The organism is Dyella marensis (assembly GCF_049532885.1).
Taxonomy (GTDB): domain Bacteria; phylum Pseudomonadota; class Gammaproteobacteria; order Xanthomonadales; family Rhodanobacteraceae; genus Dyella_D; species Dyella_D marensis.
Window position 1 is genome coordinate 4,387,343 of record NZ_CP064029.1, and the last position, 22,492, is coordinate 4,409,834.

Below are 22,492 nucleotides of genomic sequence, written 5' to 3' on the forward strand. Positions count from 1 at the left end.
CTCAGGCAAGCGCATGGCGCGCGAGCGAAGCGCCCACGCACCAGATCACCACGGCCCACGCGGGCCACTGCACCGCTACCAGGCCCACGAAACCTACGGCGGCGATCGCAAAATCTCCCGCATCAGCCACCGCACTGACCCATACGGGATCGTAGAACGCCGCCGCCAGCAGGCCGACGACCGCCGCATTGACGCCGGCCAGCATGCGCGCCGCCCGGTCGCGCGCGGCCAGTGCCCGCCAGAACGGCAGCGTCCCGGACACCGCCAGCAAACCCGGCAGGAAGATCGACAGCACGCCGACCAGCGCGCCGGCCGCCCCACCCTGCCCGCCATACATCTGCTTACCGAGGAAGGACGACAGCGTGAACATCGGCCCCGGCACCGCCTGCGCGGCGCCATAGCCGGTAAGGAAGGTGTCCGGGCTGACCCAGCCGGGATCGACGATGGCGTGCTTGAGCAGCGGCAGCACCACGTGGCCGCCGCCGAACACCAGTGCACCGGTCCGATAGAAAGCGCCGGCCATCTGTCCCAACGGCGGCAGCAAGGGCGGCAACACCAAGGCCGCCACCAGCAACACTCCGTACGCGAGCAGAAGCACCGCGCCGCTGCGCGATCCGTACGTCAACGCAAACGTTTCGCCCTGCCGGGCAACCACCTGCCGGCAGATCAGCGGCCCAAGCGCTGCTCCGCCCGCCACCACCAGCCATTGCATCGCCGGCAGCGCGCTGAAGAGCATCAGTGCCGCGGCAAGCACCGCCAGCAAGGCGCGCGGCGGATCGGGACACAGGCTGCGCGCCATACCGAGCACGCCCTGCGCAACGACCGCCACCGCCACCAGCTTCAAGCCATGCACCACGGCCTGTCCCCACGGCCCCGCCAGTTGCCCGCTGAACTCAGCGAACGCAAACAGCAGCAGCGCCGAGGGCAAGGTGAACCCGACGAACGCCGCCAGCGCTCCCGCCCAGCCTGCGCGCAGCAGGCCGATGGAGAATCCAAGCTGGCTGCTCGCCGGCCCCGGCAGGAACTGGCACAGCGCCAAGAGCTGCGCGAAATGCTCCTCATCGAGCCAGCGGCGGCGCTGCACGAACTCGCGACGGAAATACCCCAGATGGGCGATCGGCCCGCCGAACGACGTCAGCCCCAGGCGAAGAAAGATCGCGCCGACCTCCCAGGCAGTGCCGGGGGGCGAGATTTTCGCAGCCTTGTTCATGCGCAAGCCGACCAGCCCATCGAACCGCCATCCTTATTCCACTGCGCGACTTCGTAGCACAAGCCTATTGCGCGTGGGTTTCCCCGGCCGCGCCGGAATCGGGGATTCGCGTGTAGTAGCTGACGGTTTCCACATGCATCGGGCCGCCGTCATAGGCATTGGCCACTTCCTCTTCGATGCGGTTGCGGTCCGCGCTCATGGTGGCGCGGATGGTGGTGTGCACTTTCTTGCCGTTGGACTCGCCATCGAGTTCCACCGTCCACGAGTTGCCTTTGACGACGGTGACGAAGTCGACGCAACCCTGCATGTTGTCGCACCACACGCTCTTGTAGGCCTTGGCCTTGGCATCCCACCACGCATAGCTCTGGCCCACGACGTCGCCGCTGGTGCCATGCGAAGTGAACTCCTGCACGATGGAGAAACCGCCTGGCCCTTTCTTCATCACCATCACGCCGTTGTCGACGCCGCCCTTGGGCAGGCTTTCGCTCGGCCCGGTGCGCATGAGCACTTTCCAGGTGCCGACGCGGGGATAAAGCGCCGCCATCTCGGGCGGCGGTTGCGGGCCGGCCTCCGCGGCCAAGGCACCGGCGATCGACAGCATGCCGGCAAACGCAAACGACCATGGCAGATGCTTGAACATGACACGACTCCTCATCGAATCTAAGGTGTCGGCGCAACCGCTTCCGCCATGCGCGGCGTCGGCTGCGCCGGTCCGTCGCCGCCATCGAAGTCATCCAGCCGCAGCGCTTTCAGGCCACGACGAAACCCGAAGGCGCCCCTCATATCGAAGGCTGACGTGGAGCCCCTCTTACACCGGGAGAGGGGTGAGGGTTGGGGTACGGGCGGAACGGTGCGTTGCGCTTCGCCCGTACCCTCATCCGGCTGCCGCCACCTTCTCTCCCACGGGACTACCTTCGGGTCGCCGGAGGGAGAAGGAATTCATCCCAAACGTTGACGACATTCCGGCGAGCGTAACGAAGCCGTCGAACGACAGCCTGCCCCGTTCGTCACCCCTGCCCCGTCAGCTTTCCCACCGGAACACCTCATCCAACGGCTTGCCAAACACCTCGGCAATCCGAAACGCCGTCTCCAGCGTCGGCGAATACTTCCCCGCCTCCACCGCGGCAATGGTCTGCCGGGTCAAACCGACGCGCTGCCCCAGATCCGCCTGGGTCATCTCGCCAGCCATGAAGCGCAGCGTGCGGATGTTGTTGGTCAGGCGCTTCTCAGACACGCCAGCCTCGGCGGTAGGCCAGGGCCAGCGAACCGTGGTGGACGACCTCGGCGGCGATCACGGCCAGCAGGGCGCCGTGCACGATGTCCCAGCCGCTGTGCTTGAACGGCATGACGAAACCGACCACCAGCATCCCGGCCATCAGCACGTAGTAGGCGAAGGTGGACGAGCGGGCATCCATGAAGCGCTCGCGCTCGTCCGGCGCCTCGTAGCGGTGGCCGCCGCCGCCCAGGCGGGCGTACAGCCGTTCGCCGCCGGCGATCACGCCGAGCGAACCCAGGGCGGCCGCCAGGGTGGCGATGCGGGTCAGGAAGCTCAGTTCGGCGTGCGCCTGCTGCTGCACTCCCACCGCGATGAAATAGGCGGCGCCGACCACGATGAGCGCGGCGGTCCAGATCCAGGCAAAGCGTTCTCTCGGCAGCATGGGCGTGTCCCCTCTTGGTGTGGCCGCAATGTCCGCCAAAGATAACTTGATGTCAAATATTTTTTACTTAAAGAAATTTCTTATCGCCGAACCCGAGGTATCTCAAGCGCTGAGATGATGCTGGTGCTATCTTGATTACCGACCCGCTATTCAAGCTGCCGCAGCCATGTCTCCTCCCTCCCACGGTGGCTCCCGCCCCGGCGCCGGCCGCCCCTCCAGCGAACCGACCCAGCGCCTGCGCGTTCCCGAAAGCCAGGTGCCGACCGTGCTGGCCTACCTGGATGCCTACCGCCAGGGCAACTCGCTGGATACGCCGCGGCCGCTGTCGCTGCTGCCTTCCACGGTGGCGCTCACCGCCTTCAGCAGCCGCGTGCCGGCGGGACTGCCCAGCGCGGCGGACGACGACGTCGCGGATGTCGTCGATCTCAACCAGCACCTGATCATCGCGGGACACGAACCGAGCACCTTCATCGTGCGCGTGTCCGGCTGGTCGATGATCGGCGCAGGCATCTTCGACGGCGACGAAGTGCTGGTGGACCGCGCGCTCAAGCCGCGCCAGGGCGACATCGTGGTGGCCATCGTCAACGGCGAGCTGTCGATCAAGCGGCTGGGCCAGGTCGACGGCAAGATCGCCCTGCTGCCGGAAAACGCGCACTTCAAGCCCATCGTGTTCAAGGAAGGCGAAACGCTGGAACTGTGGGGCGTGGTCACCCGCTGCCTGCGCCAGTTGCGTTGAGCGGGCGATGGGCCAGGTCGTCGCCCTCGATGCGCTGTTCGCCGGCCGCCAGGTCTGGCACGGCCGCGCCGCACCCGCCGCGGAACCCGGCAGCCAGCCCACCGGCTGGGCGCAGCTGGACGCCGCGCTGCCCGCCGGCGGCTGGCCGGAGCACGCGCTGAGCGAAATCCTGCTGCCCGCCGATGGCGTGGGCGAGCTGCAACTGGTGTTGCCTACCTTGGCGCGGCTGACGCAGGCCGATGGCGTGATCGCGGTGATCGCTCCGCCTTACACGCCTTGCGTCGCCGGCTGGGAAAACCGCGGCGTGGCGATGTCGCGCGTGGACATCGTGCGCACCGATACGCCGCGCGATGCGCTGTGGGCCGCCGAGCAATGCCTGCGCTCCGGCAGCTGCGCCGCCGTGCTGGCCTGGCCGCATCAGGCTGACGACCGCGCGCTGCGCCGCCTGCAGGTCGCCGCCGATCACGGCCGCGCGCTCGGTTTCCTGTTTCGCGACCGCCGCCACGCACCGCAGGCTTCGCCCGCGGCACTGCGGCTGGAAGTGGAAACCGCGCCGGTACGGCAGCTGCGCATCCGCAAATGCCGCGGCGGGCAACCGCCGGCCATGGCGATTCCCTTCCCCGCCGAAAGCGGGCGCTGACGCCATGCTCTGGGCCTGCATCCTGCTGCCGCACCTTGCACTGGACGGCGTGCTGCGCCGCCGTCCGCCGTCGGACGAGCCGCTGGTGCTGGTCACCGGCCCGGCGCAGGCACGCAGCGTCTACGCTGCCAATGCATCGGCACGCGCGGCGGGCTTGCGCCCCGGGCAGAAGCTCGCCACGGCGCAGGCGCTGCTGGCGCATTTCGACGCGGTGGAATACGACCCCGCGGCCACCGAACGCTGGCACCGCCTGCTCGCCGCCTGGGCCTACCGCTACAGCGCCGAGGTGGCGCTGTGGCCGCGCGCGATCGTGCTGGAAGTCAGCAAGAGCCTGGGCCTGTTCGGGCCCTGGCCGAAGTTCGAACGCCAGCTGCGCAACGACCTGACCGAGCTGGGCTTCCGCCACCACATCGCCCTCGCGCCCACCGCGCGCGGCGCCCACGTGCTGGCCGGCATGCACGACGGCCTGGCGGTGACCACGCCGGATGCGCTGCACAGCGCGCTGCTGTCCGTGCCGGTGGGCAAGGCGCGCCTGCCCGGGCAGGCGGCCGACAGTCTGGCCGGCATGGGCCTGCGCACGCTGGGCCAGCTGCTGCGCGCGCCGCGCGACGGCCTGCGCCGGCGCTTCGGCGACGAGCTGACCGCACACCTGGATTACCTCACCGGCGCCACACAGGAAGTGCTGCCGTTCTATCGCCCGCCGGACCGGCTGGACTTGGGCATGGAATGGACGCACGAGATCGAGCACGTGGAAGCGCTGGTGTTTCCGCTGCGCCGGCTGATCGGCGATCTCGGCGCGTATCTGGCCGGACGCGACGGCGGCGTGCAGCGCTTCATGCTGCGGCTGATCCATCGCGACGGCAGTTCCACCGACGTCTCGATCGGCCTGCTCGCGCCCGAACGCGAACCGGCCATGCTGTTCGAACACGCGCGCGGCCGCCTGGACCGCATCACCCTGCCGCAACCGGTGGTGGCGATGCGGCTGGTGGCGCACGAGCTGCCGCCGTTCGTGCCGGCCGGGCGCGATCTGTTCGACACCCGCCCGCTGCATGCGCTGCCGGCGGAGCAATTGCGCGAACGCCTGCGCGCGCGGCTCGGCGACCAGGCCGTGGGCAAGCTGCGCGCCAGCACCGACCCGCGCCCGGAACGCGCGCAGACCGCCGACATGCAGGCCGAGTTCATCGGCACGCCCACGCCGCTGCCGCGCCCGACCTGGCTGCTGGACACGCCGATCCCGCTGCGCGGCCCGCCGCCGCGCATCCTGGCCGGCCCCGAGCGGCTGGAGACCGGCTGGTGGGACGGCGGCGGCCTGCGCCGCGATTACTACGTGGTGGAAACCGCGCAAGGGCAGCGCGCCTGGGTGTTCTGTCCGATCGGCGAACACGGGCCGTGGATGCTGCACGGGTGGTTCGCATGACGGACTACGCGGAACTGCACTGCCTGTCGAACTTCACGTTCCAGCATGGCGCGTCCAGTGCCGGCGAATTATTCGAACGCGCCAAAGCCTGCGGCTACCGCGCCCTGGCGATCACCGACGAATGCTCGCTGGCCGGCATCGTGCGTGCGTACGAGGCATCGCTGGAATTCGAACTGCCATTGATTGTCGGTTCTCAATTCAAATTGAATGATGAATTACGTTTCGTGCTGCTGTGCGAAACGCGCGAAGGCTATACCTCGCTGTGCCGCCTGATCACGCGCGGCCGCCGTGCCTCGGCCAAGGGCACCTACCACCTGACCCGCGCCGATCTCGCCGACGGCCTGCCCGGCACGCTGGCGCTATGGCTGCCGGGCGCCGAACCGGATGCCGCCGATGGCCGCTGGCTGGCCGAACGCTTCGCCGGCCGCTTGTGGTTGGCAGTGGAACTGCATCGCGGCCCGGATGACGCGGCGCGCTTGCGCCAGCTCGAAGCGCTGGCCGGTGAACTGGGCATTCCAGCGGTCGCCGCGGGCGACGTGCATATGCATGTGCGCGGGCGGCGGGCGCTGCAGGACACGCTTACCGCGATCCGCCACGGGCTTACCGTGGCGCAGGCCGGGGCGGTGCTGTTCAAGAACGGAGAGCGGCATCTGCGCACCCGCGATGCGCTGGCCGATATCTATCCGGCGCATCTGCTGGCCGAGACGGTGCGCATCGCGGAGCGCTGCAGCTTCAACATGGACCAGCTGCAGTACCGCTATCCGGCGGAGCTGGTGCCGGAGGGGCATACGGCGGCATCGTGGCTGCGCAAGCTGACCGAGGAAGGGATCCAGCGGCGCTGGCCCGATGGCGTCAGCGAGAAGAACCGCAAGCAGATCGAAATCGAACTGGCGCTGATCCGCGAGCTGGACTACGAGCATTACTTCCTTACGGTGGAAGATATCGTCCGCTACGCGCGCAGCATCGGCATCCTGTGCCAGGGCCGCGGCTCGGCCGCCAATTCGGTGGTGTGCTACGCGCTGGGCGTGACCAGCGTCAGCCCGGACGAGGCGCAGCTGCTGACCGAACGCTTCATGTCGGCCAGCCGCAAGGACCACAAATACAACCGCCCCGAGCCACCCGATATCGATATCGATTTCGAGCACGAGCGGCGCGAGGAGGTGATCCAGTACATCTATCGCAAGTACGGCCGCGAACGCACCGCGCTGGCCGCCACGGTGATCAGCTATCGCGGCCGCAGCGCGGCGCGCGACGTGGGCAAGGCGCTGGGCTTGTCGACCGACCAGGTGGCATCGCTGAGCGATGTGTTTGCGTGGCGCAACGGCGGCTCGCTGGACGAGCATCTGCGGGAAGCGGGGCTGGATCCGGATAGTCCGCTGCTGCAACGGGTGCTCTTGTTGACCGAAGAACTGCGCGGCTTTCCGCGGCACCTGTCGCAGCACGTGGGCGGCTTCGTGATCTCCGATGCCCCGCTGTCGGAGCTGGTGCCGGTGGAAAACGCGGCGATGCAGGATCGCACGATCATCCAGTGGGACAAGGACGACCTGGACCGGATGAACCTGCTCAAGGTGGATTGCCTGGCGCTGGGCATGCTCACCTGCGTGCGCAAGTGCTTCGATCTGATGAAGCAGCATGAGGGGGTGTCGCACACGCTGGCGTCGATCCCGATCGATGACGAGCCGACCTACGCCATGGTGCAGAAGGCCGACACCATCGGCGTGTTCCAGATCGAGAGCCGCGCGCAGATGTCGATGCTGCCGCGGCTGAAACCGGCGAATTACTACGACCTGGTGATCCAGGTAGCGATCGTCCGGCCCGGCCCGATCCAGGGCGACATGGTGCATCCGTATCTGCGCCGGCGGCGTGGCGAAGAAAAGGTCTCCTATCCTTCGGACGCGCTGCAGGAAGTGCTCGAGCGCACGCTGGGCGTGCCGCTGTTCCAGGAACAGGTGATGCGCATCGCCATGGTGGCCGCCGGCTATAGCGGTCCCCAGGCGGACGAACTGCGCCGCGCCATGGCCGCATGGAAACGCCACGGCGGCATGGAGAAGCATCGCGACCAGTTGTTCAGCGGCATGAAGGAGCGCGGCTACAGCGAAGCCTTCGCCGCGCAGATCTTCGAACAGATCAAAGGCTTCGGCAGCTACGGCTTCCCCGAAAGCCACGCCGCCGGCTTCGCCAAGCTGGCCTACGCCAGCGCCTGGCTGAAATGCCACTACCCCGCCGCGTTCGCCTGCGCCCTGCTCAACGCACAACCGATGGGCTTCTACAGCGCCAGCCAGATCGTGCAGGACGTAAAACACCACAAAGTCGCCGTGCTGCCGGTGGACGTGCGCTACAGCGACTGGGACTGCACGCTGGAACGCGACCCGCGCAGCAAGGGCGGCTTCGCCCTGCGCCTGGGCCTGCGCCAGGTGCGCGGCTGTTCCGAAGCCATGGCGCGGCGCGTCGAGCAATCGCGCACGCAATCACCGTTCGCCGACATCGTCGACCTGTGCACGCGCGCCGGCCTGGACCGCCGCCACCAGGACCTGTTCGCCGATGCCGGCGCCTTGCGCGGACTGGCCGGCCATCGCCATCGCGCGAAGTGGGCCGTCAGCGGCGTGGAAGCGCAGCTGCCGCTGTTCGGGCGCAGCAGCCCCGCGGAGGAAGCGGTTGCCTTGCCGCCACCGACGGCGGCGGAGAACCTGCTGGCGGATTACGCCCACACCGGGCTCAGCCTCGGCCCGCATCCGCTGCGCCTTCTGCGGACGCGGTTGCGCGCGCAGCGCTTTCTGGATTCGAAGCAGCTCACCGGGCTGCAGCACAAGATGCCAGCCCGTATCGCCGGGCTGGTTACTCAGCGGCAGCAGCCGCAGACGGCTAGCGGGGTCACTTTCATCACGCTGGAGGATGAGCATGGTCCGGTGAATGTGGTGGTGTGGCGGCAGGTTGCCGAGCGGCAGCACCGGGCGTATCTGGAGGCGCGGCTGCTTGGCGTGGAGGGGCATTGGGAGACGGTGGATGGCGTTTGCCACTTGATCGCCAGGAGGCTGGTGGACTTGAGTCCGTTGCTCGGGGAGCTGGATGCCCGCTCCAGGGATTTTCATTAGTTGTCGCGGTATCGCGATTGGGCCGCTTATGCGGAGGGCGCTGCCGACGCCCGCTCTTTGCTCGTCATCCCGGTGTAGGCCGGGGTCCGGTTTCTGTGTCGCCTGGTTTTTGCGTTACCGCGGACTGGCCGCTTATGCAGCGGGCATTCCGGACGCCTGCCGGCGCCCGGGTCACTTTCTCTTTGCTGGCCCAAAGAGAAAGTAACCAAAGAGAGAATGGCCTGAGAGCCAAGGCTCGCGACGCGACTAGAAGGAGCGGTGGGCGGCTGCGGTAGTCTGATTAACCTGGGTCTACACGAAACATCAGTGCGTTTACGTAACGCGTGCTTCAACGTGCCGTGGCCGAGAGGATGTTCAAGGACTGAGGCCCGCTTGAAAGGTGCGTTCTACCTCAGCTTCTCTGGGTGAATCCTTCTCCCTCCGGGAGAAGGTGCCGGCAGGCGGATGAGGGTTCGGGCGGAGCGTGGCGTTACACCCCGCGACGCCGGCGTAGGTTGGGGTGAGCCGCAGGCGAACCCCAACACCCGCACCTTCACGCGCCTCGCCATGTTGGGGTTCGCCTATGGCTCACCCCAACCTACGCCGTGCGCTTACGCGACGAACAGGGCTAAGCCTAAAAGCTGGCCTCAGTCACTGAACATCCTCTCGGCAACGGCACGTTGAAGAAGCCGTTACGTAAACGCACTGTGGTTTCGTGTAGACCCAGGTTAATCCGTTTACCGCAGCCGCCCACTGCTCCTTCTAGTCGCGTCGCGAGCCTTTGACTTCAGGCCATTTCTCTTTGGTTACTTTCTCTTTGGGCCAGCAAAGAGAAAGTGACCCGGGCGCCGGCAGGCGTCCGGAATGCCCGCTGCATAAGCGGCCAAATCGCGGCCACGCGACAACCGAGCGATACAGAAACTGGACCCCGGCCCACGCCGGAATGACGAGCAAGGCTCACAGCGCCCGCGCAACCACCTCCAACCTGTCGAGGTACCCCTCCACCCTCCTCCGAAACGCCAACGCATCCGCCATCACCTCATAGCGGTCCTGCGACTTCAGCGCCTGCTCCAGGGCCTGCCCCTCCTCCGTCAACGGATTACTCCCGAACAACTGCAACCCACCCAGCAAGCGGTGCACCCAATGCGCCACATCCAGCGGCCGGCGCTGGTCCACCAGCACATCCAGCGTCAGCAGGTCCACGCGCGTCGTGCGTACGAAGTCGGTCACCAGGGACTGGATCACGTGGTCGTCGCCGAAGCTCTCGCGCAGCATGCCCAGGTCCACCTCGAACACCGGCCGTACCGCCGCCGTGTCCGCGCCGAACAGGCGCTCCAGCTTCGCGCGCAGTTCGGGCATGCGTACGGGCTTGGGCAGGAAGTCGTCCATGCCGGCGCTGGTGCAGCGTTCCAGTTCGCCAGGCATGGCGTTCGCGGTCATCGCCAGCACCAGCAGGTGGCGGCCGCTGTGGTTCTCGCGGCGGCGCACGGCGCGGGCCAGCTCGTAGCCGTCCATCAGCGGCATGTGGCAGTCGGTAATGAGCAGGTCGTAGCTGCGCTCTTCCAGGGCGTCGAGCGCCTGCTTGCCGTTGGCCACCACGTCGCAGGCGTAGCCGAGCTTGTCCAGCTGGGCGGCGATCAGCGCCTGGTTGATGGGGTTGTCCTCGGCCACCAGCACGCGGCCCTCGGTGCCGGCGGAGGCGCCGCGCAGCGCCTCGCGCTCGCTCTCGCCCACGCTCAGGCCCAGCGCGCGCTGGCAGGCGATGGCGAAGGTGGACCACTTCAGCGGATTGCTGGTCACGGTGACGCCCGCGGCGCTGCTGGTATAGCCATGCGGATCGGGAATGGCGGTGACCGCGATGCAGGCGCCGGCCGCGGCGGGGCGGCTGGCGCCGAACTGTTCGTCGACGAAGAGCAGGTCCGGGTGGTCGCGGCCGTGCCGGCCGCGCGCCGCATCGCCGTCCTGCTCGACCGTCATGCCCAGCGCCAGCACATAGCGCCGCAGGGCGATCCACACGGCCGGATCCGCCACCTCGATGCGCACCGTGCGTCCGCGCAGCGCGTGATGCGAGAGTTCGCGCCGGTGGATCGGCATGTTCAGCTCCACGTGCATGCCGGTGCCCAGGTTCACTTCGCTCTCCACCGCGATGGTGCCGCCCATCAGCTCCACCAGCCGGCGGCAGATGTACAGACCCAGGCCGGTACCGCCATAGCGGCGCGTGGTCGACGACTCCGCCTGCGTGAACGGCTGGAACAGGCGGTACACCTGGTCGGGCGACATGCCTATGCCGGTATCGACCACGCTGACGCGCACCTGCTGGCTGCTGCCGTTGTCCTCCAGCACCTTCACGTAGACGCGCACCGCGCCGAGCATGGTGAACTTGATGGCGTTGCTGACCAGGTTGAGCACGATCTGGCGCAGCCGCACGTTCTCCGCGCTGACCTCGCCGGCCAGGCGCTCGTCGATATCCACCGCCAGCGCCAGCCCCTTGCGATGGGCCTGCGCCGACAGCACGCTCACGGTGCTGTCGATCAGGTCGCGCACGTCCACCGGCACGTATTCGATGCTGAGGCGGCCGGCTTCCATCTTGGAGAAGTCGAGCACGTCGTCGAGGATCTGCAGCAGCGCCGCCGCCGACGCCTCCACCGTGCCCAGCATGCGGCGCTGCTCCTCGTTGAGCGGCGTGTGGCCGAGCAGTTCCAGCATGCCGATCACCCCGCTCATCGGCGTGCGGATCTCATGGCTCATGGTGGCGAGGAATTCGGTCTTGGCCTGGGTCGCGGTCTCGGCCTGCTCCTTGGCGCGGGCCAGCTGCTCGGCCTGCAGGTGCTGCTCGGTGGTGTCGACCCAGCAGCCGCTGAAATGCACCACGCCCTCGACCAGCCGCGGCGTCGCGCTGGTGGATACCCAGCGCAGGCCGCCCCAGGCCCGCACGCGCACCACCGCCTGGAACGGCATCATGCTGCTGGCGGCGCGTTCCACCTCGGCCAGCAGCGGCGCGCGGTCCTCCTCGACGATGGCCGACAGCGCGCCGCGCTTGCCGTCGATGAACACCTGCGCGCCGATGCCGAACATCGGCTCCGGATTGCCGCCCACGAACAGGAAGCGCACGCCTTCCTCGCGCGTGTAGCGGAACTTGTAGACCACCGCCGGCAGATGGCGGGTGACGTCGGTGAGCTGCTCCTCCGTGCGCCGGCGCTTGCTGGTCTCGCGGCGCAGCCGGAAATAGGCGTAGGACACCGTCAGCAGGAACAGCAGCACGATCGCGATCACCGGCAGGGTCTTGTGCGCGATCTCCTTCCAGCTGCCGCCGAAGGTGTAATGCGCGGCCAGCCAGGTATTGCGGATGGACTGCTGCCTGCGCTCCGGGATATTCATCAGCACGCGGTTGATCAGCGGCACCAGCGGCGCGTAGCGCTTGGCCACGCCCATCGCCAGCACCACGTGGTCCTCGGTGGGCGCATTGATCTTCAGCCGTCCGGGAAAGCGCTCGCGGATCACGAAGTCGGCATTGGCGATATCGCCCACGAAGGCGTTGGCGGAACCGTCGATCACCTTGGCCAGGCCTTCCTCGGTGCTGGCCACGCCGATCACCTTCACCCCGCGCATCCGCCCGGTCATGGCCTTGATGTCCTGCCGCGACAGGTTGGCGGCGACGGTCCAGCCGGCCATGTCGTAGGGGCCGGTGATGGGGTTGGCCTCGGTGCGGGTGATGATCATCACCGGGTAGTCCAGATAGCCCACCGAGAAGTCCATCAGCTGGGACTGCTCCGGACTGACCGGCGACACCGCGGGGATCAGGTCCACCTTGCTCTCGGCCATGCCGCGGATCACCTCGCCCCAGTTGCGCGCCGGCACGTAGGTGAGCCGCAGATCCAGCGCCCGCGCGATCTCGCGCAGGTAGTCGCTGGAGATGCCGGCGGGCTGGCCGTTGCGGTCCAGCAGGGTGAACGGCGGCGAGGTCGGGTCCATGGTCACGCGCAGCGGCGGCAGCTGGCGCAGCCAGGCGCGCTCGTCCTCGCTGAGCGGCACCGCGGCATCGTCGCTGCGCGGGTGGCGCATGTCGCCGTTGAGCCACGGCGCGCGCAGGCGCGCGTGGTCCTCGTTGGTGAGCAGGGCCAGCGCCTTGTCCAGCGCGCCGATCAGCGCCGCGCGGTCGTGCGGCGCGGCCAGGCACAGCGCGGAGATCGGCAGCGCCACCAGCGGGCCGACGCGCAGCTGGTGGTGCAGGCCGGCCGCATCGATCGCCAGCCGTTCGGCGTAGGGGTTCTCGATATAGCCCTCGGCGCGCCCGTCCGCCACCATGCGCAGCGCATCGCGCGTGCTGTCCGCGTGCACCAGCTTCACCCCGGGGATATAGGCGCGCGCGGTGTCGGCGGTGGCGTCCTGGGCCAGGCTGACCAGGGTGGCGTCGCGCAGGCCGGCCATGTCCTTCACGCGCTCGTTGCCGATGCGCGTGACCAGGGCGGGAAAGTCCTCGAAGTACGGCTGGCTGAACTGCAGGTGCGCGGCGCGTTCGGCGGTCGGCGAGATATTCATCAGCAGATCGACCGAGCCGGCCTGCGCCGCTTTCAGCAGGGACGGCCAGTCCGGATACACGCGATAGGCGACGCGCACGCCGAGCATGTCGGCCAGCCGGGCCAGGTAGTCCGGAGCCATGCCCTGCACGCGGCCCTCGACCACGCTCTCGAACGGCGCGAAGCCCTCCTGGTAGCTGCCCACCACGATCACCGGGTGCTCGGTGAGCCAGCGCTCCTCTTCCGTCGTCAGCACCACGCCTTCGGCCGCGGCGCAACGTACGGCGCACAGCATCATCGCGAACAGCCACCAGCGCAGCCAAGCCATGCAAAGACCTTCCTATGAATAACGATGGCGGGGCGCTTGTCCCGGCATCTGCCGCCGAATCGCCACCGTGCAACGTTCCGCACGGATGGGCCGGGCAGCATGCACGGCCGGAACGGTTGCCGTAATCAGGCCTTTCGCAGCGAATAAATCAGCGTGTTCTGAAAACGGCACGGAAAAATCCGAGCCCGATGACGCATCAGCGAAAGCCGAGCTTCTCCAGGTACTCGCCGATCGCGCTGTCGTGAAGAATCCCCAGCTTCTTCATGCCGCTGCGCTTCTGCGCGCTCACCGTCTTGATGCTGCGATGCAGGCGTTCGGCGATCTGCGTCACGGTGAGCTGGGCCAGGCCGTACAGGCGCAGCACTTCCATCTCGCAGGGAGAAAGTTCCTTTGCGATGGTTTCCGGAGAATGTTCCCGCTGATGGAAGCGCTCGCGCAGGCTGGGACTGACATAGGTATCGCCCCGCTTCACCGCGCGCACCGCATTCGGCAAGTCGGTGGCGAACGATTTCTTGTAGGCCAGGCCCTTCATGCCCTTCTCGCGGATCGCGCGCAGCACGGCCACGTTGTTGAGCATGGTCAGCACGATCACCGGGATCTGCGGGTAGCGCGTGGCCAGCAAGGTGATCAGCGGCAGGCCGTCGGCATGGCGCGGTTCGCTGCCGCCCTCGCCGGAGAGTTCGTCGGGGGCGTCGCCGGGCATGGAGAAGTCCGTGATGATCACATCGCAGGGCAGCCGGTCGAGCCGGTCGATCAATTCGCTGCCGTTGCAGGCTTCGCCGACCACCTTGATGTCGCCATGCCGCTCCAGCACCGTCTTGACGCCGATCACCACCACCGGGTGGTCGTCCGCCACGATGACTCGAATCATCACGCTGTCCTCGTCTGTACGCCGATCCCCAAGCCATGCGTCGGTGCCTCCGGGAGCGCGTCCAGAGCGGCCTCGAACCGCGATACCCGCGGTGTTTTCCGTAAGAGAAAACGAATCGCGCCGGACGGTACTGCCGGGGTGGAACGAGCGTGGCCGTCCCCTGCTTTTCGCGGACTGCCGCGAGCGGCTATGCGAAGTCTTCATTCAACCCCAACGGAACGTGTATGGGCATCCGCGACTGAGGCCCATTTGTCCGAAAATGTATCGAATCCGCCTCGGATTTCTCCGATTACGCCGAGATTTAGAATTTTCCTGGTCTGTCGCGGCCGGGCTTGCGGGGGGCGCCGGATCTCCGCTCCGGACGCGGCTTCGGCGCTTTCAGCCGCCAGATGGCATAATGAGCGGCATCGACTGCCGTCCGGCAGTGCTCGTCAGGCAGCCCTCGCCACCCCAACGAGTCCACGCTGACGAGTTCACGCTGACGAGTTCATGCTCCGGCGGCGCGTGGCGCGCCCGCCGCGCAGTTCTTATACGAATCTTCTTAAGATCAACGGTAACCCCATGGTCGCATTGGCAACCGAGCACGTGATCGACGTGCACCACTGGAACGACACCCTCTTCAGCTTCCGCACGACGCGCGATCCCGGCTTCCGCTTCGACAGCGGACAATTCGTGATGATCGGCCTGGAAACGGAGGGCCGTCCGCTGATGCGCGCGTATTCGATCGCCAGCGCGCACTGGGAAGAACACCTGGAGTTCTTCAGCATCAAGGTGCCGAACGGGCCGCTGACCTCGCGCCTGCAGCACCTGAAGCCCGGCGACCCGGTGACGGTGAGCCGCAAGCCCACCGGTACCCTGGTGCTGAACGACCTGAAGCCGGGCCGGCATCTTTATCTGCTGGGCACCGGCACGGGCCTGGCGCCGTTCCTCAGCGTCATCCGCGATCCGGACACCTACGAGCGCTTCGACAAGATCGTGCTCGCCCACGGCGTGCGCCACGTCAACGACCTGGCCTATTCGGACTACCTCGAACGCGAGCTGCCCGCGCACGAATACCTGGGCGAACTGGTGCGCGAGAAGCTGATCTATTACCCCAGCGTCACGCGCGAACCGTTCCGCAACCGCGGCCGCATCACCGACGCCATCGCCGACGGCCTGATGAGCCAGACCATCGGCCTGCCGCCGCTCAACCCCGACACCGACCGCGTCATGCTGTGCGGCAGCCCGTCGATGCTGGAAGACGCCTGCGCCCTGCTCGACGGCCGCGGCTTCCACGCCTCGCCGCGCACGCGCGAGCCGGGCGACTACGTGGTGGAACGCGCCTTCGTCGAGAAGTGATGCGGCGGGTGCGCCGTCACTGGCGGATGCGCCCCTGCCCCTCGTTGTCCCAGTAGCCGAAGATCCGCCGCGCCACCAGCTTGTACAGCCGCTTGAAGGTGGCGCGCCACAGCCGAGCATGCGGCGCCGGCGTGGCCAGGATGGCGCGCTGGCGCGCGCTCAGCGCGTCAGCGCAGTAGGTGCGCTTGTGCTTGAGCAGATGGCGCAGGTCCTCGCGCGCCAGCAGGCGGAACAGCGCGCCGCGGCGGCCGCGGGTCCAGGCGATCTGGAAATCCACCAGCGCCGGGCTGCCGTCCTCGCGCACCAGCCAGTTCGGTTCCTTGGCCAGGTCGTTGTGCACGATGCCGCGGCGGTGCAGGAGCGCCAGCAGGCGCAGCGCATCGCGGTAGTAAGCGCGGTCGCGCGGTTGCGCCTGCTGCATCGGCGCGCCGGCGATATAGCCGCGCAGCAATTCCCTGCCGTTCCAGCCCAGCAGTGCCGGCACGCCGTCCACGCCGGCGAGCTTGGCCAGCGCGCGCGCTTCGCGGGCCGCGGCACGGCGCGCGAACGCGCGCGCCCACCAGCGGGCCGCGCCGATATCGCGGCGGATCACCCGCACGCCATCGCGGCGCGTGAGTTCGATGCGGCCCAGTTCGTCGGCCTTGAGCAGATGGGTGTCGTCGGTGCTGTCCACGTGGCTTCCCGCGAGCGGCGGCGGGGTACACTCGCCCGCCATGCGCAATGCGGCCTATTGTGGCCGATCCTCCACCGTCACGCGCCGGGAGCTGTATGGATATCGCCCTCTACGTGCTGGCCGCCCTGCTCATGATCGGCGGCGTCGTCGGCAACATCCTGCCGGCGCTGCCGGGCATCCCCATGATCTTCGGCGGTATCTGGCTGGCTGCGGCGGTGAACGAATACCAGCGCGTGGGCACCGGCTGGCTGCTGGTGATCGGCGCGCTCGGCGCGTTCGGCGTACTGGTGGATTTCATGGCCGGCGTGCTGGGAGCCAAGCGGGTCGGGGCGAGCAAGACGGCGCTGTGGGGGGCTTCGCTGGGCACGGTGGTCGGCATGTTCTTCGGCATCCCCGGGCTGCTGCTGGGGCCGTTCCTCGGCGCGCTGGCGGGGGAGCTGGCCTCGGGCAACAGCGTGCTGCGCTCGGCCCATGTGGGCGTGGGCACCTGGCTGGGTCTGTTGTTCGGCACCCTGGTGAAGCTGGTGATTTCGCTGTTGATGATCGGGCTGTTCGGCTTCGCCATGCTGATCGGCTGATCGGCCTGGCGCCCCGCCGTTCGGCACAGGCGCGCAACCCGCCGGCCGCCTAGGCTGGCCAGACCTTACAGGGAATCCTTCCATGTCCAGACCTCTCGCCTTCGTGATCGCCGCCGCGCTGGCGGCGGCCGGTGCCGCCCACGCGCAAGCCAAGTCGCCCGAATGGATCGAGCGCAGCAATGCCGACGCCAAGGTGCTGCTCGACGCGACCGCGCGCTTCTCGCCCGAGTCCGCCTCGCAGATCGGCATCCCGGGCTACGACGACAAAGTCACCGACCTCAAGCCCGGCATCGACGAGCGCACGCGCGCGGCCATGGTCGAGGTGAAGGGCAAGCTGCAAAAGCTGCTGGTGGCCGAGAAGGACGCCAATGTGCGGCAGGACCTGCAGATCATGCTCAAGTCGGTGGACGAGCAGATCGAGGGCATCGACCTCAACCGCCAGTACATGCTGCCGGTGCAGGACGTGGCGCAGCTCATTTTCAACGGCGAGTTCGTGCTGCTGAAGGACGACGTCGATCCCAAGCGCCGCGCGCTCGCGCTCAACCGCCTGCAGTGCTACGTCGGCAAGGCGCCGGGCTGCGAGCCGATCGCCACGCTGGCCAAGGCGCGCACCACCGAGCGGCTGGACAACAAGTCGCTGCTCGGCCCGTACAAGGGCGAGATCGAACAGAAGCTGGCCAATACCCAGCGCTACGCCGACGGCATCCGCCAGCTGTTCGCCAAGTACAAGCTGGATACGCCCGATGGCAAGGCGGCGCTCGATGCGCTGGACAGCCAGCTGAAGGACTACGACGCCTGGATCCGCAGCACCGTGCTGCCGCGCACGCGCGCCGACTTCCGCCTGCCGGAACCGCTGTACGCCTACAACCTCAAGCAGGTCGGCATCGATATCCCGCCGCAGGAACTGATCAAGCAGGCCGAGCTGGAATTCGTCGAGCTGCGCCAGGCCATGCAGATGATGGCGCCGGTGGTGGCCAAGGCCGAGAACATCCAGGCCACCGACTACCGCGACGTGATGAAGGCGCTTAAGAAGCAGCAGCTGACCAAGGACCAGGTGATGCCCTGGTACCACGAGGTGATCGGCAAGATCGAGGAGATCATCCGCCGCGAGCGCATCGTCACCCTGCCCGACCGCAAGATGGCCATCCGCATGGCGTCCGAGGCGGAAGCCGCGGCGGTGCCGGCGCCGCATATGGATCCGCCGCCCTTCATCAACAACAAGGGCGAACAGGGCACCTTCGTGCTGACCATGGGTAATCCTTCGTCGAAGTCGGGCAGTTCCGACTCCTACGACGACTTCACCTACAAGGCCGCCGCCTGGACGCTGACCGCGCACGAAGGCCGTCCCGGACACGAGCTGCAGTTCGCCGCGATGGTGGAGCGCGGCGTGTCGCTGGCGCGCAGCCTGTTCGCCTTCAACAGCGTGAACGTGGAAGGCTGGGCGCTGTATGCGGAAGCCGAAACGCTGCCGTACGAGCCGCCGGCCGGCCAGCTCGCCGCGCTGCAGGCGCGCATGCTGCGTGCGGCGCGCGCCTACCTGGACCCGATGCTCAACCTGGGACTGATCACGCGCGAGCGCGCGCACGACGTGCTCACCCACGAGGTGGGCCTGTCGGAAGCCATGGCGCGGCAGGAGCTGGACCGCTACACCTTCAACAGCCCCGGCCAGGCCACGGCGTATTTCTACGGCTACATGCGCCTGCAGCAGCTGCGCCTGGAAACCGAACTGGCGCTGGGTTCGCGCTTCGACCGCAAGGCCTTCAACGACTTCGTGATCGGCCAGGGCCTGCTGCCGCCGGAACAGCTGGCCGAAGCGGTGCGTGCGCAGTTCATTCCGCAGTACAACAAGAAGCGTTGAAGCCGGCCGCCCGCATGGGCGGTACGCTTCGCCTCAAGGCCGGCGCTTGCGCGCCGGCTTTTTTTGCGGCGCGCGCAGGCTGCGTTCCAGCCAGGCGGCGAACACGGGCGTGTCGCGGGTAAGCGCGGGCGGAAGCCGCAGGTAGTGCCGGCTCGGCTGGGCGCCTTCGGCGTGGACGAAGCGGGTGACGCCTTCGATCTTCAGCAGTTCGGCCTGCTGTTCCGGCGCGACTTTCAGCGCCAGCCCCGCGGCGTCGATCCACGCGCAGGGCCGCTCGGCGAAGTAGGCGAACAGGCCGCCGAACATCGGCTTGAAGCGCAGTTCGTGGGCCAGGCCCAGATGCGTGGCGGCGTCTTCCAGCTCCTGGCGGGCGGCGCTCACGCGGCCTGGTCGGGAATCACGTACAGCAGCACCGCCAGGTAATGCAGCACGCTGCCGGCAAGCACGAAGAAATGCCACACCGTGTGGTGATACGGCATGCGCCGCGCCAGGTAGAACGGCACGCCGGCGGTATACGCCACGCCGCCGGCGATCAGCAGCGCCATGCCGCCGCTTTCCAGGTGCGCGCTCAGCGGCTTGAACGCGATCATGCCGACCCAGCCCATGGCCACGTACAGCAGCACGGCGAGCTTGCGCGAGCGCTTGAGCAGGCCCAGCTCCAGCGCGCTGCCGGCGATGGCCAGCGCCCAGATCGCACCGAACAGGCTCCAGCCCCACGCGCCCGGCAGGGCGATCAGGGTGAACGGCGTATAGGTGCCGGCGATCAGCAGGAAGATGGCGATATGGTCGAGCGTGCGCAGCACGCGCTTGGGCAGTTCGCCGGGAATGGCGTGGTACAGCGTGGAGGCCGTGTAGCACAGGATCAGCGTGCTGCCGAACACCGCGCTGGCCACCACCGCGCGGGCATCGCCCAGCATGGCGGCATAGGCGACCAGGGTGGCGAGTCCGGCGATGCTGAGCAGGATGCCGATGCCATGCAGCACGCTGCTGGCAAGTTCGTCGCCGAAGGCATAGCGCGGGGCGGCGCTGGACGAAACCGACATGGGGACTTCCTCGAAAGCGGGGATGCGCCGGCTGGCGCTCCCGCCCACCTTACCCGCGCGGCCGGGGCTTGCATACTGCCGCGCACGGTGGGCGCGGCGAAGGGAAACGGGCGCTATTCGATGATGAAGGCGCCGAAGGCGACGCCGATGTTCCAGCCCTCGCCGGTGCCGCTGAGCGCCAGCGAGACATTGCCCTTGGTCAGCACCTGGGCCGCGGCGGATTTTTCCGCGCCGGCATGGACCTGGGCATTGGCGTAATGCCCCTTGATCTGGCCGATGCCGTCGACGCCGGTGAACTTGCCCACGCCGTGGGTGATCTTGGTCTTGCCGAAGGTAAGGCCGCCGCCCTTGACCCGGATGCGCACCGCCATGCTCTGGCCGTTGTCGCAATGGACCGTGCCGCTGCCGGAAGCCGTCTGGTAGAAGACCGACCAGCCGGAGACCTGGAAGTCCATCCGGCAGGACACGTCGGCCGCATGGGCAGGCGCCGGCAGCGCCGCAAAGAGGGCGGCCGACAGCACGGCACAGCCCAGCCAGGTTTTCCCCATGACCTTCTCCTCGAAGCTTTTTCTTATTTGCCCCACCCGGCGCCTGTCCGGGACACGCGATTGTGTGGCCCCGTGCATGAACGGCCGTGAATGGCATATTCACGCCTATTGAACAGGATGCAAAGCCGCCCGGGCGCACTCTTCGTCGTCCGGGCATCTCCCCCTCTCTCCCCCGATGCCCGGCTCATTGAGCCCCGCCCACTGTGCGGGGCCTTTTTTTGTCCGGCGTCCATCCGCGCCGGCACCCGCGGGGTAAGCTGGGGACGGACTGGCGAAGGAGTGGCTTCATGCCTAGCACCGATCTGCTGCTGTACCTCCAGGAAACCGATCTGCACACTCCCGGCCCGCGCGCGGCCGTGGCCCTGGCGGCCAGATTGGGCGCGCGGCTGGACGGGCTCTACGTGGCCGACCTGCCGGCCGCCGCCTTCAGCCTGCCGGAGGCCGTGCCGGTCCAGCTGGAGGAAACCCGCCGCCGCTGCGTCGAGGCGGAAGAACACGGCACGCAGTGGCAGCAGCTGCTCGCCTCCCGCGGCCTGAGCGGCCAGTGGCGCGTGGCCCAGGGCGACACGGTGCAGACCGTCTGCCAGGCCGCCGCCGGCTACGACTTCCTGGTGATGGAACGCAGCCAGCAGCGCAGCGACGCGCCGGTGGGCTTCGGCACCGTCTCGCGCTGCGTGTTCGGCAGCGACCGCCCGGTGCTGGTGGTGCCGGACATCGCCCAGATCGGCGACACCCTCGGCGCGCGCGCCCTGGTGGCCTGGAACGGCAGCCGCGAATCCGCCCTGGCCCTGGCCGCGGCGGCGCCGCTGCTGCAGAAGGCCGACGAAGTGCTGCTGCTGGACGGCAGCGAGATGTATGCCGATTCGATCGCGGTGCTGCCCCCGCCGGGCCTGGCCGACTGGCTGGAACGCCATGGCATCCGCGCCCGCATCCAGACCCTGGACGCCGGCCCCACCCACGCCGCCGGCACGCTGATCCTGGACGCCGCCCACGCGCACCGGGCGGATCTACTGGTGATGGGCGCCTGGAGCCGCTCGCGCCTGGCCCAGATGGTGCTGGGCGGCACCACCCGCCACCTGTTCATGCATGGCGACCTGCCCATGCTGGTGGCGCACTGAAAAAATCCGGGAAGGGGTTCAGCGGGAGGAATCGCCCGGAGCGTACTCCCGTCCGGCCTCTCTACACACTACTTGCACATCCGCTTCTGACCGGCATAGTCTGAACGCGCGTTCAGGCACGATCCCTCTGCGTCCCCACGCAGCGTGCGACTGGCGCGTCCAACACATCGCATTCGTCAGGAGGTCGCTCATGCCGTCCGCAAGCCTGGCTGTCGCTTATCGTCCGTCGCACGCTCATCCCGACAAGGTCCGCATTGCCGCTCTCAGCGCGGCGATCGCGCTCAATCTCGCCGCCCTGCTGGCCGTGATGCGGCCGATGGCGCCGCAGATCGTCGAGGCGGTCAAGAAGACGCCCGAGATCGTGGTGACCTGGATCACGCCCCAACCGGAGCCACCCGCTCCGCCGCAGATCGAACTGAAGGCATTGCCGAAGACGCCGCCGGCCGTGCCGCGCACCTTGCCCAAGGCACCGCAGCCACCGGCCGTCACGCCCACCGTCGACGGCAATATCGCCGCGCCGCCGGTGGTGCCGACCATCGAGCCGGCCGTCAACACCGCGCCGGTCGCGGATCCCGCGCCGATCGAAGCGACGCTCGCCTACCGCAGCGCGCCGCTCACCTTCCCGTCGGTGGCGATCCGCCGCAAGCTGCACGGCACCGTGATGCTGCGCGTGCTGGTCGACGCCGAAGGCAAGCCCACGCAGGTGACGATCGAGAAATCCAGCGGCTCCGACCTGCTCGACAAGAGCGCGCGCGAACAGGTGCTGGCCAACTGGCGCTTCCAGCCGGCCACGGCGCAAGGGCATGCGGTGCCCGCATGGGCGCGGGTGCCGGTGAGCTTCGAACTGCGCGAGCTGTGAGTCGCGGCAAAAGCCCGGCGTGAAACAAG

At 68.1% G+C, this 22,492-nt stretch carries 19 protein-coding genes; 9 read left to right on the top strand and 10 right to left on the bottom strand.

The window, feature by feature from the left end; genetic code table 11:
- Position 1 precedes the first annotated feature (1 nt).
- The 4 genes from chrA to ISN75_RS19190 form a co-directional block, all read right to left on the bottom strand.
- Positions 2–1,210, bottom strand: a complete 1,209-nt coding sequence (chrA, locus tag ISN75_RS19175) for a chromate efflux transporter (protein WP_343817626.1) — start codon at positions 1,208–1,210, stop codon at positions 2–4.
- A 64-nt stretch (positions 1,211–1,274) separates the two neighbouring features.
- Positions 1,275–1,850: a hypothetical protein gene (locus ISN75_RS19180; protein ID WP_343817628.1), complete on the bottom strand. Its 576-nt coding sequence runs from the start codon at positions 1,848–1,850 to the stop codon at positions 1,275–1,277.
- Positions 1,851–2,231: 381 nt separating this feature from the next.
- Positions 2,232–2,444: a helix-turn-helix domain-containing protein gene (locus ISN75_RS19185; protein WP_167257202.1), complete on the bottom strand. Its 213-nt coding sequence runs from the start codon at positions 2,442–2,444 to the stop codon at positions 2,232–2,234.
- Complete coding sequence (locus ISN75_RS19190; protein ID WP_168647723.1) at positions 2,437–2,868, bottom strand: hypothetical protein; 432 nt, start codon at positions 2,866–2,868, stop codon at positions 2,437–2,439. Before ISN75_RS19190 ends, ISN75_RS19185 begins: the two co-directional genes overlap by 8 nt.
- Positions 2,869–3,034: 166 nt before the next feature.
- On the opposite strand from ISN75_RS19190, the gene ISN75_RS19195 reads away from it, so the two are divergent.
- From ISN75_RS19195 to ISN75_RS19210, 4 genes are read left to right on the top strand one after another with little or no spacing between them, the layout of a single operon-like run.
- Positions 3,035–3,604: a LexA family protein gene (locus ISN75_RS19195; protein ID WP_167257204.1), complete on the top strand. Its 570-nt coding sequence runs from the start codon at positions 3,035–3,037 to the stop codon at positions 3,602–3,604.
- 7 nt (positions 3,605–3,611) lie between these two features.
- Positions 3,612–4,244 carry a translesion DNA synthesis-associated protein ImuA gene (imuA, locus tag ISN75_RS19200; RefSeq protein WP_343817631.1) on the top strand — a complete coding sequence of 211 codons (633 nt, stop codon included), beginning with the start codon at positions 3,612–3,614 and terminating at the stop codon, positions 4,242–4,244.
- Between the two features lie 4 nt (positions 4,245–4,248).
- A complete protein-coding gene (locus ISN75_RS19205; protein ID WP_343817632.1) occupies positions 4,249–5,661 on the top strand; it encodes a DNA polymerase Y family protein in 1,413 nt (470 codons plus the stop codon).
- Positions 5,658–8,753, top strand: coding sequence for an error-prone DNA polymerase (locus ISN75_RS19210; RefSeq protein WP_343817633.1), 3,096 nt, complete (start codon positions 5,658–5,660; stop codon positions 8,751–8,753). Before ISN75_RS19205 ends, ISN75_RS19210 begins: the two co-directional genes overlap by 4 nt.
- Before the next feature lie 936 nt (positions 8,754–9,689).
- Here ISN75_RS19210 and ISN75_RS19215 read toward each other — a convergent pair.
- Together ISN75_RS19215 and ISN75_RS19220 are read right to left on the bottom strand one after the other, a co-directional pair.
- Positions 9,690–13,577, bottom strand: a complete 3,888-nt coding sequence (locus ISN75_RS19215; RefSeq protein WP_343817635.1) for a transporter substrate-binding domain-containing protein — start codon at positions 13,575–13,577, stop codon at positions 9,690–9,692.
- A gap of 196 nt (positions 13,578–13,773) precedes the next feature.
- Positions 13,774–14,448: a response regulator gene (locus ISN75_RS19220; RefSeq protein ID WP_167258571.1), complete on the bottom strand. Its 675-nt coding sequence runs from the start codon at positions 14,446–14,448 to the stop codon at positions 13,774–13,776.
- 561 nt (positions 14,449–15,009) lie between these two features.
- Between ISN75_RS19220 and ISN75_RS19225 the strand changes: the two genes are divergently transcribed.
- Positions 15,010–15,786, top strand: coding sequence for a ferredoxin--NADP reductase (locus ISN75_RS19225; RefSeq protein WP_167258573.1), 777 nt, complete (start codon positions 15,010–15,012; stop codon positions 15,784–15,786).
- Positions 15,787–15,802: 16 nt separating this feature from the next.
- Here ISN75_RS19225 and ISN75_RS19230 read toward each other — a convergent pair whose 3' ends face one another.
- Entirely contained in the window at positions 15,803–16,459 is a 657-nt protein-coding gene (locus ISN75_RS19230; protein WP_343203638.1) for an RIO1 family regulatory kinase/ATPase, read from the bottom strand.
- A 95-nt stretch (positions 16,460–16,554) separates the two neighbouring features.
- Between ISN75_RS19230 and ISN75_RS19235 the strand changes: the two genes are divergently transcribed.
- Together ISN75_RS19235 and ISN75_RS19240 are read left to right on the top strand one after the other, a co-directional pair.
- Entirely contained in the window at positions 16,555–17,037 is a 483-nt protein-coding gene (locus ISN75_RS19235; RefSeq protein ID WP_167258577.1) for a DUF456 domain-containing protein, read from the top strand.
- Between the two features lie 82 nt (positions 17,038–17,119).
- On the top strand, positions 17,120–18,895 hold the full coding sequence (locus tag ISN75_RS19240) for a DUF885 domain-containing protein (protein ID WP_343817639.1): 1,776 nt from the start codon (positions 17,120–17,122) through the stop codon (positions 18,893–18,895).
- A 33-nt stretch (positions 18,896–18,928) separates the two neighbouring features.
- Here ISN75_RS19240 and ISN75_RS19245 read toward each other — a convergent pair whose 3' ends face one another.
- From ISN75_RS19245 to ISN75_RS19255, 3 genes are all read right to left on the bottom strand, one after another.
- A complete protein-coding gene (locus tag ISN75_RS19245; RefSeq protein ID WP_343203639.1) occupies positions 18,929–19,276 on the bottom strand; it encodes a TfoX/Sxy family protein in 348 nt (115 codons plus the stop codon).
- Positions 19,273–19,938 carry a PAQR family membrane homeostasis protein TrhA gene (gene trhA / locus ISN75_RS19250; RefSeq protein WP_167258581.1) on the bottom strand — a complete coding sequence of 222 codons (666 nt, stop codon included), beginning with the start codon at positions 19,936–19,938 and terminating at the stop codon, positions 19,273–19,275. The genes ISN75_RS19245 and trhA overlap by 4 nt, the downstream gene beginning before the upstream one ends.
- Before the next feature lie 113 nt (positions 19,939–20,051).
- The gene (locus ISN75_RS19255) at positions 20,052–20,486 is read right to left on the bottom strand and encodes a hypothetical protein (RefSeq protein ID WP_167258583.1); all 435 of its coding nucleotides are present in this window, start codon (positions 20,484–20,486) and stop codon (positions 20,052–20,054) included.
- 287 nt (positions 20,487–20,773) lie between these two features.
- On the opposite strand from ISN75_RS19255, the gene ISN75_RS19260 reads away from it, so the two are divergent.
- Both ISN75_RS19260 and ISN75_RS19265 read left to right on the top strand, forming a co-directional pair.
- Positions 20,774–21,604, top strand: a complete 831-nt coding sequence (locus tag ISN75_RS19260; protein WP_167258585.1) for a universal stress protein — start codon at positions 20,774–20,776, stop codon at positions 21,602–21,604.
- A 190-nt stretch (positions 21,605–21,794) separates the two neighbouring features.
- Positions 21,795–22,463 carry an energy transducer TonB gene (locus tag ISN75_RS19265; RefSeq protein ID WP_167258587.1) on the top strand — a complete coding sequence of 223 codons (669 nt, stop codon included), beginning with the start codon at positions 21,795–21,797 and terminating at the stop codon, positions 22,461–22,463.
- The last annotated feature ends 29 nt before the right edge of the window (positions 22,464–22,492 follow it).